Source organism: Flexivirga oryzae (assembly GCF_014190805.1).
Taxonomy (GTDB): domain Bacteria; phylum Actinomycetota; class Actinomycetes; order Actinomycetales; family Dermatophilaceae; genus Flexivirga; species Flexivirga oryzae.
Window position 1 is genome coordinate 1110501 of the sequence record NZ_JACHVQ010000001.1, and the last position, 17508, is coordinate 1128008.

Below are 17508 nucleotides of genomic sequence, written 5' to 3' on the forward strand. Positions count from 1 at the left end.
GGTGCGGAGGTAGTACCTCGACGTGCCTGACGCTACCTTCGCTTGTCCTGATGTGACTACTTTCTGTCGGCTCGATCGTCTCGGCCTCGAAGTAACGGGGCAGCGGCTGGAGCCCGGTCGGGCGGTGCTGGCGTGCCGGGTCGTAGCCGGCGAGTTCGACGACTGGTGCCAAGTGTGCGGCTGCCAGGGAGCGGCTCGGGACACGGTGATCCGCAAACTGGCGCACGAGCCGTTCGGGTGGCGTCCGACCACGCTGGTGGTGACGGTCCGCCGGTACCGGTGCACCGGGTGCGGGCGGGTGTGGCGTCAGGACACCAGCAAGGCGGCCGAGCCCCGAGCGAAACTGTCCCGGCAGGCGCTGCGGTGGGCGCTGAACGCGCTGGTGTGTCAGCACCTGACGGTGGCCCGGGTCGCCGAATCGCTTGCCGTGTCATGGGATACGGCGAACAACGCGGTTCTGGCCGAGGGCAGGAGGGTGCTGATCGCCGACCCGTCCCGGTTCGCCGGCGTCACCACAATCGGCGTCGACGAGCACGTGTGGCGGCATACCAGGAAGGGCGACAAGTACGTGACGGTGATCATCGACCTCACCGCCGTGCGGAACCAGACGGGTCCGGCCAGGTTGTTGGACATGGTCGAGGGACGCTCCAAGCAGGTGTTCGCGACTTGGCTGCAAGCGCGCCCGCAGGCGTGGCGTGACGGGATTGAGGTGGTCGCGATGGACGGGTTCACTGGGTTCAAAACCGCTGCCACAGAACAACTTCCGGATGTCACACCGGTCATGGATCCGTTTCATGTGATCCAGCTCGCCGGCGACGGGTTGGACCGGTGCCGGCAACGCGTGCAGCAGGCCACCCGTGGGCACCGCGGCCGCAAGGGCGACCCGTTGTACGGGGTGCGCCGCACGCTGCACACCGGCAAGGAACTATTGACCAGCAAGCAGAAGACCCGCCTGGACGCGGTGTTCGCCGACCAGGAGCACGTGCAGGTCGAGATCACCTGGGGCGTCTACCAGGACATGGTCGCCGCCTACCGTGACCCGGACCGCGCCGCCGGCCGCAAAGCTCTACGCGTCCTGATCGCCAAGATCAGCGCCGGGGTCCCAGCCGAACTGGCCGAGATCGTCACCCTCGGGCGAACGCTCAAACGCCGCGCCGCCGACATCCTGGCTTACTTTGATCGGCCCGGCACCAGCAACGGACCCACCGAAGCCATCAACGGACGCCTGGAACACCTCCGCGGATCCGCCCTCGGCTTCCGCAACCTGACCAACTACATCGCTTATGCGGAATTCCGCATAAGCGATGGTATGTCGACCTCGGGGTTATGTTGACTGGCTCGGTCGATGCCCTGCTCCGGAGGGGACCGGGCGCTGAGCTGGTCAAGATAACGATGAGCGTCTGTGTCGGGGTTCGCTTGATCTGACTGGGCGGTCGCTGGGATCGCCTGGCGTCAGGTCAGGAGGACCAGGGATGGTGATTCATCGTGATCAGCGCCGCGCCGACGTGCGGGAGGCGCTGAACGAGTTCGAGAAGTGGCTGCTGCGGGAGCGGTCAGCGCAGGAGCGCACCGCTGCCGCTTACACGGCCCGTGTCGCAGCGTTTGTGGAGTGGCTGCCCGCACCGGTCGATCAGTCGCTGGCGACGCTGACGGCGGCGAAGGTGACCGAATGGGTGAACCTGGAAGCAGCACGAGGGTTGAAGGCGTCCACGCTGGGCAAGCAGTTGGTGATGCTGCGCTCGTTCTTGCAGTACGCCCACCGCTCAGGCCGGACGGGGCAGGACCTGTCCGGAGTGGTGCCGCACGCGGCGGCCTGGCGGCTGTCGTCGATCCCTGACCCGGTGCCTGCTGGGACGATCGAGGCGCTGTTCGCCACTCTCGATTTGCATTCGGCGAAAGGGCTGCGTGACCGGGCGATCCTGTTGCTGTTGACCGGTCTGGGGCTGCGGGCCTGTGAGATCGCCGGGCTGCGACTCGACGACATCGGATGGCGCACCGGAACCCTGCGCGTTCGGGGCAAGGGTGACCGTGTCGATGAGCTCCCACTGCCGGATGAGATCGGCCAAGCGTTGGAGGACTACGTTCTTCACGGCCGCGGCGGCCGGATCGTCGGCGAGGAAGTGTTCTTCACCGTGATCGATCCGGTCCAGCCGTTGACGGCGAATGGTGTCTGCGGGACCGTCCGACAGATCTGTATCAAGGCCGGGGTGGAGAAGTTCGGCCCGCACCGTCTGCGACACACGTTCGCGACGGGGATGCTCGCATCCGGGGCCACGTTGCAGGAGATCCAACGGCTGCTACGGCACGCTCACCTGCGCACGACCGCGATCTACACCAAGGTCGACACGAACCGACTGGCCGCGCTGGCTCCCGAGTGGCCTGCTGCCGCGTCGAGCAGGCGGACCCGATGACCGGCCTGCGTGAACTCCTGGAAGGCTACCTGGCGACCCGAAGGGCGCTCGGGTTCAAACTGGCCACGCCCGGCAAGGCCCTGGACGCGTTCGTGGGGTGGATGGAAGAAGCAGGCGAACCCACCATCCGACACGATCTGGCGACCGCCTGGGCTTCACAGTTCTCCCGTGGCACCGTGTTGGAGTACTTGAACTACGTCCGTCAGTTCGCTGCGCACGTCGCCTGGTTCGACCCCGCTACCGAGATTCCGATCCTCGACGGGCGACCCTACGGGGCGCATCGTCCTCGCCCGCTGATCTTCACCAGCGACCAGATCGACATGCTGCTGGCTGCGGCGGGCAGGCTGACTCCACAGGTCCGTGCGGCATCCTGGCAAACACTGCTCGGGCTGCTCACAGTGACCGGGATGAGGATCAGCGAAGCCCGCAACCTCGATGACGGGGACATCGCCCTGGACGAGTCCGGTGATGGCAGCGGCTGGGCACGAGTGACGGACACGAAGTTCGGCAAGTCCCGCCTCGTTCCGCTCCGCTCATCGACGATGGCAGCGATCAACAGATATCAGCGCCTTCGGGACAAGACGTTCCCGGTCCCGAAGACCGCGGCAGTGTTCGTCGCTCGGCGCGGCACCCGACTCGCTCGCTCGACCGCAGGAAACACCTTCCGAGAGATCCGAGAGATGGCCGGTCTGGCTGGTGGCCCGAACCAGCCGGCTGCCCGGCTGCATGACTTTCGGCACTCGTTCGCGACAACCACGCTGATCGGTCACATCCGCGGCGGCGGGGATGTCGATGCGATGATGCCGGTGCTGTCGGCGTTCCTCGGGCACGTCGGCCCGGAAGCGACGTACTGGTATCTGTCGAACACCCCGGAGTTGGCAGCCGCTCTTGCCGAACGTATCCAGGCGAGTGGGGCCGATGATGAGTGAGCTCGCACCGCTGCTGCAACGGTTCTTCACCGACAAGCTCGACCGGCACCTGAACGCCAGCGTCCACACGAAAGCGGCCTACGCCGACACGTTCCGCCTCCTGCTGGGTTACGCCGAGCGGGCCACGGGCATCGCCCCGTCCGCGCTGACTCTGGCCGACCTCGACGCGGACCTGATCGGCGGGTTCCTCCAGCACCTGGAAACCGAGCGCAGGAACTCCCCGGCCACCCGCAACACGCGCCGCGCGGCGCTGCGCTCGTTCTTCACCTACGCCAGCTACCGGGCACCGGACGCGATCGCCACGATCAGCCAGGTCCTCGCAATCCCCGCGAAACGCACCAAGACCACCCTCGTGTCGTTCCTCACCGCGGCCGAGGCTGAAGCCCTCATCTCCGCTCCAGACACCAGCACCTGGCTCGGGCGCCGTGACCGGCTCCTGCTGCACCTGGGCATCCAAACCGGGCTGCGTGTCAGCGAGCTGATCAGCCTGCGGATCGACAGCATCACCATCGGACCGCACAGCCAACTCGAGTGCGTCGGGAAAGGCCGCAAGCAGCGAGTGATCCCGCTGCAGAAGAACACCGTGAAACTCGTTACGGCCTGGCTCGCCGAGCGCCCACCGCAGGCAGAGGGACCGCTGTTCCCGACCAGTACAGGCACCGCGCTGACCAGAGCCGCCGTCGGCAAGCTCGTCACCAGACATGCGGCGACCGCGGCCAAGCGATGCCCTTCGCTGGCAGGGAAGAACGTCACCCCGCACACGCTGCGGCACACCTGCGCGATGAGCCTGCTGCACGCCGGGATCGACACCGCGAGCATCGCGCTCTGGCTCGGTCACGCGAACATCCAGACCACGCAGATCTACCTCCACGCCGACCTCGAAATCAAACGACGAACCCTGGAACGCGTCCCCGCGATCGATGAACGGCCCCCAGCTCGCTACCAGGCCTCGGACGCTCTCATCGCGTTCCTCAAGAACCGCTGAGCCCGGCACGGTTATGTTGACCAGCTCAGCGCCCGGTCCCCTCCGGAGCAGGGCATCGACCGAGCCAGTCAACATAACCCCGAGGTCGACATACCATCGCCCGAAGCCTGCTGGAATCAGGCGGATTCAGACCACAACTACACCCTGGATCGTGAAGAGCCCCGAAAGCTCCGGTGAAACGGTCGGTACTGGTCGGTCGTCGTCGGTCACCACCGGATGGCGGCGTCCTCCACGCTCGGCGTTTACGCAGGTCAGCGGCTCGTTCGCCCAGTGGGCGCATCAAGCGATAGACGCAAAGCCGACGTGATTAGGTCGTCGGTTCGATTCCGACAGGCGGCTCCGGCGAACAGCCCCTGACCTGCGGAAACGCAGGGCAGGGGCGGTTCGGCTCTGGTGGTCGCGCGATGCGCTGGCCTCACGGCTCTGCCCGACACCGACGTCGCTCTCCTCTGCGACGGACCCCTCGCCGGCTGAGCGCTCGCGGCCGGCATCCTGTCCGTGTGCCGATAGGCCTCGCACCGCTCGGCAACGCAGCGTGGCGTTGCGTCGCGACCTGGCGACGGCTCGGCGGGGCGCGATCGTCTCGTGCGTTGGCGGACTACGGGAGCTTGGAAGCGAGGACGTCGGCCGCCAGGATCTCGGGTGCTGCGCCGAGGAGGTGCTGGTTGGCCGTCAGGGCTGCGACGATGGCGCCGTTGGCGTGGGCGTCGCGAGCGGCCTCGTCGGGGAATGCATCGAAGATCCAGAAGGTGTCGGCGTGGGTCCTGACCGCGAACCAGACAATCGTTCCTTCTTCTTCGTTGGCGAGTGCGACAGCGCCGGCGAGCAGATCGGCGAGCGCGTCGTGCTGTCCATCGGCCGCGACGATCTTGGCGACGAAGGCATACGGAAGTGATGCGGGTGTGGACATGAGGGACTCTCCTTGACGTCGGGGTTCTTCGTGGGACGAGTTCAGCGTATGACGAGCAAGGGCATGTGAGAAGTGGCGTATACGGCAGTATTGCTATTGTTCACGCCATGCGTATCGGACTGATCGCGATCGACGGCTGCTTCGGTTCGGCTGTCGCGTCGGTCATCGACATCGTGCGGGTGGCCGACGGAGCCCGCGGCGATGTCGACCCGCGGATCGGCCCGATCGAACTCGCCATCCTCGGACCGAAACGGAGAGTGACCACGACGGCATCGATGACCCTGTCGGTGGACCACCCGCTGTCGGAGTCGGCAGAGTTCGACGTGGTCGTCGTGCCTGCGCTTGGAACCCTTACGGCCGCCGCTACCAACGACGTCCTCCAGAGCCGAGATGCTCGTTCGGTCATCGCCTCGCTCGGGCGCCTCGACGAGGCGACCACCCGGATCGCCGCGGCGTGCACCGGCGTGTTCGCTGTCGCCGAGACCGGACGGATGCATCATCGGCGGGCGACGACCAGCTGGTTCCTGGGGCCGGAGTTCCTGAAGCGCTATCCGACCGTCGCCCTCGATCTCGACACCATGGTCGTGGTCGACGGGAACCTCGTCACCGCCGGCGCCGCGTTCGCCCACATCGACCTCGCGCTCTCACTCGTGCGATCGATCAGCCCCGACCTGGCCCAACATGTCGCCAAGCTCCTCATCATCGACGAGCGTCCGTCGCAGGCGGCCTTCGTCGCCTACGAACATCTCCGGCACGAGGACCCGATCGTCGTCGAGTTCGAACGCTTCGTGCGCGCCCGCCTGGACGAACCGTTCAACGTCGCCTTCGTCGCGCAGTCGCTCGGCACCAGCCGGCGCACCCTCGAACGACGAGTCCGTGCGGCGCTCAACCTCACTCCGCTCGGCTTCGTCCAACGGCTTCGCATCGAACGAGCTCGGCACCTCTCAGCAACCACGGACCTCACCTCCGCCGAGATCGCGCTACGGGTCGGCTACGCGAACGCTGAGACTCTGCGCTCCCTCCTGCGCAGGGAGCGACGCCGTTCCTGACCTATCGCCATGCCTGTAGCCGGTGTCCTAGTGCTCGACTGGAACCACCTCTCAGCACGTCGCGTCGACGCTCCTGCGTCGCCCCTGGACGACCCACTCGACACGCCCGCAGCACAAGCCATGTGACGTGTCCCGGCTTCCCGGACGGTCGGGGTTGGGTGGCTGTGATGTCGCTGCGTTCTCGTCGAGGGGGTCAGCAGACTCGATCCTGAGTTGGCTCATTCGTTTAGCCTCGATCCACCGATGGGATCGGTTGGTTGAGCGCGTCGTGAAGTGAGAATGCCCTTGTGGGGCGGGAGAATTGGAGTTCTTGAGGCAACAATTCGACCGCGACACGAAGGGCATCTCGTAGGTGCGACTCTCTCACACTCTTGGGCGAACCTCAGTAGCGTTCGATGATCCGAATCTCGTGTCGGCTGGCGGACTGGTCCCGGTGCTGGCGCTGGCCGAGTCCGCGGGGCTGGAGGAACTGACCGATGAGCGGTTGTCGGTGCCGACGGACAAGGGCGCGAACGCTGGTTTGAAGGTGGCGTCGCTGGTCGCCGGGATGGTCGCCGGCGCGGACAGCATCGACGACATGGCGCTCCTGCGACACGGCGGGATGGGCCGGGTCTTCACTCGGGCGTACGCCCCCTCGACGCTGGGATCGTTCCTGCGAGCGTTCACCTTCGGTCACGTCCGCCAACTGGACGCGGTCGCCTCCCGGTTCCTGATCGGCCTGGCCGATCGGGCCCGGAGCACTGAAACCGGGCCAGGTACCGACGGCGGCTACATGTTGCTCGATGTCGATGACACGATCATCGAGGTCCACGGGCACGCCAAGCAGGGTGCCGGGTTCGGCTATTCCGGGGTCCGCGGCTTGAACGCGCTCCTGGCCACGGTCACCACGGCCGGCCGCGCGCCGGTGATCGTGGCCCAACGGCTGCGCAAGGGGGCGTGCGGGTCACCACGCGGCGCGAAACGACTGGTCGCCGACGCGGTGAAAACCACCCGCCGCGTGCTGGGTGAAGACCGGCCGGTATTGGTTCGGGCGGATTCGGCCTTCTATACCCGCGGGGCAGTCCACGGCGCTCTCAAAGGGGGTGCCGCGGTGTCGGTCACGGTTAGGATGAACACCGCGGTGAAGAAAGCGATCTCGGCGATCGGTGATGACGGATGGACCCCGATCGAGTACACCGACGCCATCTTCGACGAAGAAACCAAGACGTGGATCTCGCGGGCCGAGGTCACCGAAATCGACTTCACCGCGTTCGCCTCAGCGAAGAAAGCTGACCGGGTCCCCGGCCGGTTGGTGGTGCGCCGAATCCCGGACTTCAACGCCGACAGGAACAAGGCAGCCGGGCAGGACACCCTGTTCGACGTGTGGCGCTTCCACGCGTTTTTCACCACCTCCGATAAGACCGTGTTGGACACCGTGGCCGCGGACAAGACCCACCGGCATCACGCGATCATTGAGCAGGTCCACGCGGACCTGAAGAACTCAGCCCTGGCCCACCTACCCTCCGGACGGTTCAACGCGAACGCTGCCTGGCTGGTGCTGGCCGTAATGGCGTTCAACCTCACCCGTGCCGCCACGGCCCTGTCCGGCACTGACTTGGCCACGGCGACCACCGCCACGATCCGGCACAAGCTGATCACCGTGCCCGCACGAGTCGCGACCTCAGCGCGCCGGATCACCGTGCACCTGCCACGGGACTGGCCATGGGAAACCGCGTGGGCGGCGATGTTCGACCGCGTCAGCGACCCACCCGCCGTCCCCGCGGCCTGACCACCCAGCAGCCCGTCACTGCGCAACCAAGGACACAGTGGAACAACCCCGGCAGCGAGGCCGGCGCGTCAGCCTGTCCGCGACCCCAGATCCCACCAATCACACCGAGCACGTCGACACCGCAGGCTCATCGGTGGATCCAGGTTTAGTGCCTCGCTGATGGGTCGATCAGGTCGTCCAGAATTGCTTGCTGGTCGAGGCTGATCGCGGGCGGGAGGGTCTGCGTCGCCCCGTTGATGGTGATGGTCGCGCTGCGTAGTGGCCGCAGTTGGCGCACGATGTTGCGGATCGCCAGTCCGGTGCGTGCTTGAGCTTCGCGGGCGACGGCCAGGGCGGTGAACACGATGGTCAGGTGCGCTTCGATCGCGTCGCGCTTGCGGTGGAACATTGGCCGGGCGGCAAGATCGGTCTTGGACATCCGGAACGACTGCTCGACGTGCCACAGATCGTGATAGCTGGCAATGACCTCAGCCGCCGACATCGTCTCGACGGCCACGTTGGTGACGTAGCCCTTGAGCCCGACCAGGCGGTACGCCCGCGCCAGCGACGCTTCGTCGACCACGTTCGCGTCACCGGTGGTCTTGACGAATCTCGGCTTGTGCGCTGCCTTCTCGCCCGCAACGACTGCCCGAGCCTTGTCCTCCTGTAGCCCGAGGGTCTTGCGGTCTCGGACGGCGCGTTTGTGGGAGTACGCCCACACCGCCCGCCACGACGCCTCATGCTCCTTCGGATCCCATTTGGGCTCAGCCTTGTGCTTCGGGTCGTTCTCCCGGCGGTGTTTGCCGGACTTCGGAGTGATGGTGTCGATGACCTGCCCGTCGGTGAACGCATCGCCGTGCCACCGGAAATGAGACTCCAGGTCGACCGGCGCCTTCGTGCTGCGGGAACCGACGATGAACCGCAGGTTCGCCTCATCCAGGGCCTTGAGGTTGGCCGCGGACAGCATGCCCGCGTCGGCGACCATGACCAGGTCGGCCAGCTGGTGGCGTTCGATGAACTGTTGCACGATCGGCACGATCGTGAGCTTCGTCGGGTAGCTCCGGCCCGTTGCCGGGCCGGAGCCCCCTCAGAACCGGACGTGCGACTTTTCACCGCATCCGGCTCAAGCAAGTCCCTATGGACGTCGAAGGTAATGGGGCTGTGGTGCTGGCGTGTCTGGTGGCCGATGACGACTTCGCCGTCGCTGCCAGTAATCCGCCAGTGCCGGGTCGTCCGGGGACGCATCGGCCTTGACCATACGGTGGCGACGGATCGGCGTCCACGACAGCTTCCGCAGGTAGGCGCCGGTGGCCCGGTCACCAAAGATCCAGCGGTCCTGTCGTCGCGGGTGGAACCGCCCGAAGTAGCGGTCCACAATCCATTGGCCGGTCTTCGTGTTGTGCTGGCGGCGTCCCCATTTGAACAACAGCCACCACAACGTGGAGTCAATGCTCGCGAAAACCTTCTTGGACACAACCGTCCGGTAATACTCCGACCATCCCCGCAAGATGGGATTCAATCTGCTGACGACCGCCGCAGCGTTGGCGCCGTGAAGGCCGCGCACTTCCGTGCGTAGTCGGGCACGGAACCGTTTGATCGCTGCTTTCGACGGCTTGATCAACAGTTTTCCTGGGTCGGGGTAGTGGCGGACATTGAACCCAAGGAAGTCGAACCCCTCGGACAAGTGGACGATCCTTGTCTTGTCTTCGTTGAACGACAATCCTCGAGGTGTCAGCCACTCGGCGAGGCGCTCTTTGACTTGTTCGGCCTGTTGCCGGGTGTGGCACAAGGCAACGAAATCGTCGGCGTACCTGATGAGCACCGGTGTTCCCGGTGCGGACCAGCCCCGCGTTGAGCGCCACGGCTTGTACCGGGCACCGGCAGCTGTCTCCATCCTGTGTAGGGCGATATTCATCAGTAATGGACTGATGACTCCGCCCTGTGGCGTTCCCTCGGCGGTCGGGGCGTATCGGCCCTTGTCGATCACTCCGGCCCTCAGCCACCGGGCCACCTGCTGTTTCGCAGGAAACCCGTGCAGGTGGTCGAGCAGCCGGTCGTGGTCGATGCGGTCGAATGCCGCTGTCAGGTCAGCGTCGAGGACCCACGCGCGGGCAGGGCTTTTGCCCTTACACACGGTGTAGATGGCCTCGATCGCGTCGTGACAGCCCCGTCCGGGACGGAAGCCATAGCTTCGTGTCTCGAACCGGGCCTCCCACTCAGGTTCTAACGCGTTGAGCGTCACGGCTTGAGCGACGCGGTCGGCGATCACTGGGATGCCGAGCGGACGCTGTTTACCGTTCGTCTTCGGGATGTAGACCCGGCGGACCGGCAGGGCCGGTGGTTTGTGGCCGCGGTGTTGGACCCACCGAGCGAGTTGCACCCGGTGTTGGTCCATCAGCACGACCCGGCCATCGATCCCCGCCGTTCGCCGTCCCTGGTTGATCTGTGTGACCCGTCGCGTCGCGACCAGCGCGTTCGTCCGGGATCGCAGCATCAGCCGTTGCAGGCTGCGCACCTTGCGGTGCTCGCCTGCCTTCGACGCCGTGAAGATGCGTTGCCACAGTCGTCGTACCTCCGTTTCGGCATGGTCCCAATCGATCTGGTCCCATTCCTGCAAGAAGTCTCGCGGTCCGTTCACCGCCGCGATGGCGGCGGTGTCCAACGTCCCCGCGGGTGCTGACGTCACGATCATCGTCTCTCTCCACGAACTCACCTGACCCGCGTGGGCTCCCTCTCGGGCCGAGCACACCGCTCGTATCCGGCCGGTTCGACGTCACCGCGGCGCTGGAGATCGCCGCATCTGGTGATGCCCTTCCCGTCGTCTTTCGACGCGCCGACATTCGCTTCTCGGGTCATCCTGTTCCCGGCTGGGGTTTACGCCTTCCTCACGGTCGGCCTACCAATCCCAGCAGCGGCCGCGATTGGACCCAGACGGGGTTTCCACGTTCCACATGCGTAAGACACGGATGGTGTGGGCGCCCTCTATACCCCGGGGACGATGGTGCTCATCCAGCCACGTGCCGATCAGCAGCCGGCATCCGCCGCATCTCAGCGGCATGTCCCTACTCTCGGCCCGGCTCTTGCAATCCTTCCGCTCGGACCTTCAAACATGACGAGGCATCAACCAAGGGTTCACGTGTTCGCCCGCCCATCCTTCTCCTCGCCCGTGGTCCTCGGGAAGAAGCGAGGACCCTTCGGCTTGAACCCTGGGCTTCGCACCCCGCAGTTACCCGCGACGCACGCCAGGGAGGAGACCGGCCAGTGAGCACGGACCGGGGATCACGTCACCATCGGTGCCTCCTTCGTCGCGATCCACTCAACGCATGCGACCTCGTGTCGCACTCCGCCTTGTTTCCCTCGAAACACCCTATTTCTAACGGAAATCCGTTGCGGTCGACCAGCAGCCCGACGACGACTTGTGGGTCGACGCGGCGTTCCTTGGAGTAGCCGACCTTGCGTAGCGCGTCTTCGTGCTCAGCCTCGAAATACAGCGTGGTGACGTCGTACATGCACAACGAGATGTCACCGGTAGTGACGACGTGCTCGAAACACTGCGAAGCGATCAGGTCCCGGTAGCCGCCCGTGAGGCACCGGCCCAGGGTGCGCTTCATCGTCGCGTACGAGGCCGGACGTTGTCCCAGGTCGGTCAGCACCCGGCCGACGTCCAATAGCGAGGTGGGCTCAACGACTCGGGCGAGTACCAGATCCCGGAACACACTGTCACCGACAGCGGTACTGAAGCCGAGGTCGGCGAAGACCGTTGTCAGCGCTTCGAACAACACCCGCGAGCTGGTCGCGGTCACCCGGGCCGAACCACCGTTCACAGACGTCGGCGGGGCATCAGGTTCTTGCGAGACCGGCAGCGTCAGGTCGGCGGGTTGAGCGACCAGTGGCACCGGCCGTGGAGTGGGCTCGACACCCAGGTCGAAACGTGTTTGCGCAGCATCGTCCAAAAGCTCCCGAGCCCGTACCAGCAGCTGTCCGAGCTCGGCCTCGGTATGCGCCGAGCCCACGTGCGCCACGATCCGGCGCCGGCCACCCACGGACTCCGCGATCTGCACCGCGGTCGCGCCCGAAGCCGTCCTCACCCGTCGAATCCACGCCACCTGCAGACCATAGAACGCACCAATTAGTGCCTCAAAACCACCGCCACGAACGAATCACCGCAGGTCACAGCGACCCCCAGTCCCGAACCGCGGCACCGTGAGCCAACTCAGGTCTCAGCACGTCGCGTCGACGCTTCTGCGTCGCCCCTGGACGACCCACTCGACACGCCCGCAGCACAAGCCATGTGACGTGTCCCGGCTTCCCGGACGGTCGGGGTTGGGTGGCTGTGATGTCGCTGCGTTCTCGTCGAGGGGGTCAGCAGACTCGATCAGGGTCGATTGGGATGAGACGCGAAGGCGCTCAGGTCAGGGCGGCCGAAGCCGGCCGGCGGGGTAGCGTCGGTCACGTCGAGGTCTTTCGGATGGATGGCGTAGGAACCTCCATCGTCGGGAGACCTCGACGTCTATCTGCGGACCGACGCGCCCGGCCGACCTACACCCTCATCTGGGAAGAGCCCCTTTGAGCTGGCCGTGGGGGCCAGCGCCACGACATGGGCTTGCAGCGTGTGGAACGACCCGCCTCGAGGCTATGAACAGCCAAGAGTGTCAACGACATTCACTGGTTACGTTCGATCTCTAGACAGCGGCTCCCGTTCCCGCCGAACACACGGTCCTGCGGTAACCAACCCGCGCATATCAGCCTGGACCACGCGTCGCTAAGACACGCTGACCAGACCGGCCGGCGCCGGCCCCCACGCGCCACAGAACGAAACATTCCTCCCAACAGTGCATCTCACTATTCGGGAGAAATACCCCTTGCCCTCTTGACAAAGATGTACTCCATATCAGCCTCAATCGGGTCCACCTCATGCCCCGACGTTGCCGAGCCTCTGGTCTCAGGCCAAAGATAGGGGTGGCGCGCAATTCAGCATCGCGTCGGGCGCAGTTCCCGGTCAGCGCGTGAGATCGCCAATCGGGAGAAGATGACGCTTGAACTGATGGTTTATCACCTCAGCGGCTGCGAGATACCAGACAACGGCAGCAAGCGCAACACCGGCCCATCCACCCACTCGAACGTATGCTTCGACGCCTGTTGCGTTTCCGATGATCAGGGAAATCAAGGTCACTTCAACTCCGACGAATGCAATGACAATGCCGATACTCACTCGGAGTGCTCCGACCAGCATGTATAGGCTGAACACGGCCCATGGAAAGAGGAACAACGCGGTAACCACGCCGTGTTCCGCAGGCGGAATATTGTCAAGGTAAAGGGTTGAAAAGAGTGCGAATGAACACCAAAATGATCCGAATGACCCGAACGTTACAGCTGGGAAGAGCTCGTTGTTGCGCAAGTGCCAGAATGCGACCAGGATCTGGATTGTTCCGCCGAAAATCCATGCTGTTGACACCGCAGCATCAATACTCACTTCGCCAACCATTCCTGCGTTCACCCAGCTGAGCAGAAAAGTGGTTCCTGCAAATGCTCCGAATGCGAGCGGCGCAGGATTGACTTGCGACTCACGCTTAGTGTCATCAATCTGCGAGGTCCTATCAACAATTGTCTCGACAGGCACGATTACGTTCCTCCGGTATATCTAACGGCCCGGGACGGAGCCGTTGTTTGTTTATCCGACCTATTTGCCGATTTCTTGCCACAAATTTCGCACTGGAGATTTCCAATGGGATTGGACAGATGTTTCTCAAATAATTACCATATGATGGTGCCCACAATGAAGTCTCGATCAGACTTCATCATCAACAACTAGTTTCCGACGTAGTATCTTTCCAACTGGACTCTTGGGGATGGATGCGATCACTCGAAACCGCTTTGGGCGTTTGTACGGCGACAATGGCGCATCGTTTCGACACCACTGCTCCAATCGGGCCACCAACGTCTCCGGATCGATTGCGAGGTTGGTCGGCACTACAAAGGCGGTGACAGCCTGACCCCACTTCTCGTCTCGGAGTCCTACAACAGCAACCTCAGACACATCAGGGTGACGTGACAGAACGTCTTCCACCTCTACGGGATGCACGTTCTCTCCTCCGGAGATGATCATGTCGTCGACACGACCATCGACCCATAGATCTCCATCGGCATCGAAGTGACCGAGGTCGCCCGTGTGGTACCACCGGCCACGGATGCTCTTTGCATCCGCATCTGGACGATTCCAGTAGCCTTGAAATGCCTCGTCGGCGTCCAGCGATGCCACAATTTCGCCGACGACATCCGGCGCCAATGGTTCGTGCGAACCTCCGACTGCCGGGTCGACCACGCGCAGCCGGGTAAACAGTCCTGGCCGTCCGGCGCTGCCTGGTTTCCGCGATGCGCGCTCTTCCACCGCGAAGGTATAGACCTCACTTGAGCCATAGTGGTTGACGAAGACTTCGGGTGCGATCGACGCTTCGAGCGTCTCGCACAGTGTCGAGGTCATCGCTGCCCCTGCGAACGCAAGCTTTCGGACGGACTGACCGACTTCATCCAGTCGGCCGGTCTCCGCGAGCGCCCAATAGGCGGTCGGAACGAGGTAGAGCGCGGAGATCTTCTCCTTGAGGATCAACTCGATCGCGGCTGGCGCTTCGAACACCGGCATCTCGACAAATGTGCCACCGACCACGATCATCGACTGCAACGCGCGCAGTCCCATGGTGTGGTACATGGGCATCGCCCCCAGCGTGGACTCGCCATACGCGTATTGGCACTGCATCACATGCGCGACCGAGGCCGAAACCTCGGCGTGCTGCGTGCGCGGCACCCCTTTGGGCCTGCCCGTGGTGCCCGAGGTGTAGAGCATGACCGACGGGTCGGCGTCCCGCACAACGACATCTGGCGCGTCATGGTTCGCATCGGCGACCAAATCCTCGAATGAACGTGCCCCGCCCAGCGGATCCAACCCGGCATACAGCAGCACCGGATCGACCGGTGCTTGTGCGAGTGCCTGCTCCGCAACCTCTCGCGCCAGGTCGTCAACGATGACAACCCTCGGATCGGCGTCGCGAACGCAGTACGCCAGCTCTGACGCCGCGAGCCGGATGTTCAACGGCGTGGACATGACCCCGATCTTCTGGAGCGCGAGGTGGGTCGATGCCATCACCTCCGAGTTGGAGAGAAACATCGCCACCCGATCGCCCGGCCGGACGCCCAGGCGAAGCATCATCGAAGCGATCCTGTTCGTGCGCTCGTCCCATTCGCGATAGGTCATGCGCCTCGATCCCGCGACTGCCAGCCGCTCCGGAAACCGCTCTGCGGACCACGTCAGCATCCGACCGATCTCCATGCTCAGTTCCTTCCTCTGATGCGGTTAAGTAGCGCGCGGACGCGAGCTGCAGGGATGCGCAAGGTCATGGCCAGCGCACTCGGTGGCTTCACCTCGGCCGGTTCCTCCCCGCGCGCCATCGCGTCCAGCGCCGCCGTGAACTGCCCGAACATGTCCTTGCTGACATCGCTTGCGAGCGACCTGCCGAACTGAGCGATCCGACCGGTCATATGGACGCGGGCATCAGCGCGGACCGCGCTCCCACTACCCGCAGCGTCCACAGCCACGACCACCTCTGCCTGAACGTTGCCGCTACTGGCATCGGCAGCCTGGACAAGTGCGCGGATCGTGTGTGTGGTCTCGTCGCGTTCCACGACATGAATGTCGCCCAGGAATGCCAGCTTGACGGGGCCGAGAGCCACTTGAACACGGCCCTTGTATCGGTCGTTACCGAAGTCGACGACCAGTTCTGCGCCGGGCAGGCAGCGCGCCAGGCGCTCGGTATCGGACATAACGCTCCACAGCTGCTGCGGCTCAGCCCGCACCTGTTGATGCACGGCGATGGAGACCGTGGGTTCGGCCTGTGGCATACGGATCTCAGCGATCCCTTCGAGGTCGACCTCGTCGACACCAACAGCAGAACGTGACGGCCCGCCGACGCTGGCACGGGGCAACAGCTCCGTAGCAGCGCAGTTTCGCGGCGCCGGAAGACCATTGGGATGGGTCTCGGCGACCTCCGCGACGGCATCGACGATGTTGCGGTAGCCAGTGCACCGACACAGAACTCCGGACAATTGCTCGGGTAATTCATCCCGCCCGATGCCAGGGTCCTTGTCCAACAGGTCGTAGGCGCTCATCAGCTGACCGGGCGTGCAGAAGCCGCACTGAAGAGCGTGGTGTTTGCCGAATGATGCCTGCAACGGGTGCAGGTCCTCTGGCTTGCCCAAGCCCTCAACGGTCATGATCTCCGCACTGTCCAGTTGACATGCCAGCAGAAGACACGCCCGTGCAGCATCACCATCGACGAGCACGGTGCACATTCCGCACACTCCGTGTTCGCACCCGATGTGCGTCCCGGTCAGTCCGAGATGATCGCGTAGCGCATCGGACAGCGTCACCCGAGGCGCGACATGCACGGTCGCCGGACGTCCGTTGACGGTGAAGTTGACCGGAACGGTCTCGTCAGGCGCGATCCGACTAGTGGCCGCCTGCGTCACGGGTCGCTGCTGGATGCGCGTGCTGACTGTCTGCTTCAACCGATGCAACGTACTCATCGAGTGCTCCGCTCCATGCTTGAGTTGAAGGCGCGTGCGAGTTCCCGCGCGCCCAGTGCGCTGATCAACCGGCGGCGGTAAGCAGGAGATCCGCTGCTGTCGCCCTCGGTCGTCACCACCTCGTCGGCCAACTCCTCGGTGGCCGCCACCAACTGCGAGGTGAGCGCCTCGGGTGCCGGGCCGACTGCATTGACGGCCGCAACGACTTGCCGCGTCAGATCCCGGCGCTGCGGTTTATCCGACACTCCGAATGCCGTGACGACTGCCGACCGCGGGACGCCTTCGCGCGAAGTCACCGAGACCGCAACGCCGGCGAGCGCGAAGTCGCCATGCCGTCGGGCGACCTCGGCAAAACCGAACCCTGAGCCGGACGACGGCAGCGGCACCCGAACCGAAGCGACCAGTTCCACCGGTGCCAATACCGTCGTCATCGCGGCCGTGAAGAATTCCGCTGCCGGTACCGATCTCTTGCCGTACGGGCCAATGACGTCCAACGTCGCTCCTAGACAGGTGGCCACAGCGGGCAACTCCGAGGACGGGTCCGCATGTGCCAACGACCCGCACACAGTGCCGCGGCTGCGTATCTCCCGATGCCCGATCCAGGGCAGTGCCCTGCTGAGCAGTGGGACGACGCCGCCGAAGTCGCGCTCGATCCGGCGCTGGCGCACCGCAGCACCGATGCGCAGTTCACCGTCTGCGACCTGAACCTGCTGTAATTCCGCGATGCGGGTGATGTCTACGAGCGTGGCGGGCCGGCCCAGCCGCATCGCCAGCACCGGCATCAGGGACTGACCTCCGGCAAGCACCTTGCCGCCGCCTTCCTGATCCGCACGGACAAGTTCGGCGACAGCGTCCCCGACCTCGGCCGGTCGGACATATCCGAAGGGAGCGGGCTTCATC

The 17508-nt window shown here is 64.7% G+C and carries 12 protein-coding genes and 2 pseudogenes; 6 read left to right on the plus strand and 8 right to left on the minus strand.

Annotation, left to right across the window (positions count from 1 at the left end):
- Positions 1–22 precede the first annotated feature (22 nt).
- From FHU39_RS05055 to FHU39_RS05070, 4 genes are all read left to right on the plus strand, one after another.
- A complete protein-coding gene (locus tag FHU39_RS05055; protein WP_183319348.1) occupies positions 23–1333 on the plus strand; it encodes an ISL3 family transposase in 1311 nt (436 codons plus the stop codon).
- 139 nt (positions 1334–1472) lie between these two features.
- Complete coding sequence (locus FHU39_RS05060) at positions 1473–2411, plus strand: tyrosine-type recombinase/integrase (RefSeq protein ID WP_183319349.1); 939 nt, start codon at positions 1473–1475, stop codon at positions 2409–2411.
- Positions 2408–3340, plus strand: coding sequence for a tyrosine-type recombinase/integrase (locus FHU39_RS05065; RefSeq protein ID WP_183319350.1), 933 nt, complete (start codon positions 2408–2410; stop codon positions 3338–3340). The genes FHU39_RS05060 and FHU39_RS05065 overlap by 4 nt, the downstream gene beginning before the upstream one ends.
- On the plus strand, positions 3330–4325 hold the full coding sequence (locus FHU39_RS05070; protein ID WP_246336165.1) for a tyrosine-type recombinase/integrase: 996 nt from the start codon (positions 3330–3332) through the stop codon (positions 4323–4325). The genes FHU39_RS05065 and FHU39_RS05070 overlap by 11 nt, the downstream gene beginning before the upstream one ends.
- A 598-nt stretch (positions 4326–4923) precedes the next feature.
- Here FHU39_RS05070 and FHU39_RS05075 read toward each other — a convergent pair.
- Positions 4924–5235 (minus strand): putative quinol monooxygenase, encoded by a 312-nt coding sequence (locus tag FHU39_RS05075; RefSeq protein WP_183319351.1) that lies wholly within the window; start codon positions 5233–5235, stop codon positions 4924–4926.
- A 107-nt stretch (positions 5236–5342) separates the two neighbouring features.
- Between FHU39_RS05075 and FHU39_RS05080 the strand changes: the two genes are divergently transcribed.
- The gene (locus FHU39_RS05080) at positions 5343–6284 is read left to right on the plus strand and encodes a GlxA family transcriptional regulator (RefSeq protein ID WP_183319352.1); all 942 of its coding nucleotides are present in this window, start codon (positions 5343–5345) and stop codon (positions 6282–6284) included.
- Between the two features lie 352 nt (positions 6285–6636).
- Complete coding sequence (locus FHU39_RS05085) at positions 6637–8052, plus strand: IS1380 family transposase (RefSeq protein ID WP_183319353.1); 1416 nt, start codon at positions 6637–6639, stop codon at positions 8050–8052.
- A 145-nt stretch (positions 8053–8197) separates the two neighbouring features.
- Here FHU39_RS05085 and FHU39_RS05090 read toward each other — a convergent pair.
- From FHU39_RS05090 to FHU39_RS05120, 7 genes and pseudogenes are all read right to left on the minus strand, one after another.
- Positions 8198–9073: pseudogene (locus FHU39_RS05090) on the minus strand (IS1634 family transposase); the annotation flags it as partial.
- Between the two features lie 93 nt (positions 9074–9166).
- Positions 9167–10723, minus strand: a complete 1557-nt coding sequence (gene ltrA, locus FHU39_RS05095; RefSeq protein WP_183319354.1) for a group II intron reverse transcriptase/maturase — start codon at positions 10721–10723, stop codon at positions 9167–9169.
- A gap of 640 nt (positions 10724–11363) precedes the next feature.
- Positions 11364–12137: pseudogene (locus tag FHU39_RS05100) on the minus strand (IS1634 family transposase); the annotation flags it as partial.
- An 893-nt stretch (positions 12138–13030) separates the two neighbouring features.
- On the minus strand, positions 13031–13651 hold the full coding sequence (locus tag FHU39_RS05105; protein ID WP_183319355.1) for an acetate uptake transporter: 621 nt from the start codon (positions 13649–13651) through the stop codon (positions 13031–13033).
- Positions 13652–13819: 168 nt separating this feature from the next.
- Positions 13820–15355 carry an AMP-binding protein gene (locus tag FHU39_RS05110; protein ID WP_183319356.1) on the minus strand — a complete coding sequence of 512 codons (1536 nt, stop codon included), beginning with the start codon at positions 15353–15355 and terminating at the stop codon, positions 13820–13822.
- Between the two features lie 2 nt (positions 15356–15357).
- Positions 15358–16608, minus strand: a complete 1251-nt coding sequence (locus tag FHU39_RS05115; RefSeq protein WP_183319357.1) for a 2Fe-2S iron-sulfur cluster-binding protein — start codon at positions 16606–16608, stop codon at positions 15358–15360.
- On the minus strand, positions 16605–17507 hold the full coding sequence (locus FHU39_RS05120; protein ID WP_183319358.1) for an FAD binding domain-containing protein: 903 nt from the start codon (positions 17505–17507) through the stop codon (positions 16605–16607). Before FHU39_RS05120 ends, FHU39_RS05115 begins: the two co-directional genes overlap by 4 nt.
- Between the last annotated feature and the right edge of the window lies 1 nt (position 17508).